Source organism: Arthrobacter sp. SDTb3-6 (assembly GCF_013376095.1).
Classification (GTDB): Bacteria; Actinomycetota; Actinomycetes; order Actinomycetales; family Micrococcaceae; genus Specibacter.
Window position 1 is genome coordinate 1 of sequence record NZ_JAAMFN010000126.1, and the last position, 881, is coordinate 881.

At 62.4% G+C, this 881-nt stretch carries 1 pseudogene; it reads right to left on the bottom strand.

The window, feature by feature from the left end:
* Nucleotides 1–206: pseudogene (locus tag G6035_RS19610) on the bottom strand (hypothetical protein); the annotation flags it as partial.
* Between the last annotated feature and the right edge of the window lie 675 nt (nt 207–881).

Consider the following 881-nt stretch of genomic DNA (forward strand, 5'->3'; position numbering starts at 1 on the left):
TCACCCTCGAGCGCGGACTCGACGACGAGGTTCGTCAGCTGCGCGAGCAGCCCGCCCTCCCCGTCGATCGCGACCCCCTGCGACCGGGCATCACCCACGAGCTGGGCGACCAGGCCCCGATCCACGACCGGCGAGACCTCGATCGTCGACACCTGCTGCACCTCTTCCACTGTCGCCTCAGCACCCAACTCAACCTGCGTACTCATCACGTTCCTCCTTGATCGGAGTTACACCGTTGACGGTACAGTCCCCACACCCGACGAACTCGAACACCTCGCCACCCGGTAGGGGCTGCCCTGGGTCGTGTGCCGGCAGGGGTGCCGCCCGACGCTATCGGGGGAACCGTCCCAGGACGTGGCCGTGGCATCTGCTCCGCGCATCTGCTGCGTACATCTGCGGGTTTCTGCCGCGCATGTGTGCTCCGCCTGTGCCGCGGGCCCTTTACGGGGGAGGCGTTATGGAAGGAGCGGGCCTTTCTTCTCGCGTTGCCGCCGGGAACAATCCCTTGCCCTCGAACCTCACCCCGGGGGTGCGAGCAGTTCGATCGAAGGCTCGATACCTGCCCGGTCAACCCGAAGGTGTTCAGAGATGGAAAACCGCGGAAACTAGGCACTTCGTGTGGCCGGATGCCGAAAAAGATGAGTGAAAGTCCGAGAAAAATTTCCTGAAATAGATGAGTAACAGGTGACTTGGGCTGTTTTTGGCCTTAAACGGCTCTGACCTGCGGAACATAACCGCAGGTCAGGAGCATATTTGCGTGCCCCGGGCCGGACTCGAACCGGCGGCCAAGAGAATCTAGCCCCCTGGGTTCTGATGGGTGCGGTTGCTCGCCAAAATCCGCGTTTTTCCGGGGTGCTTCGTTGTTTCCGAAGGCCATGGCA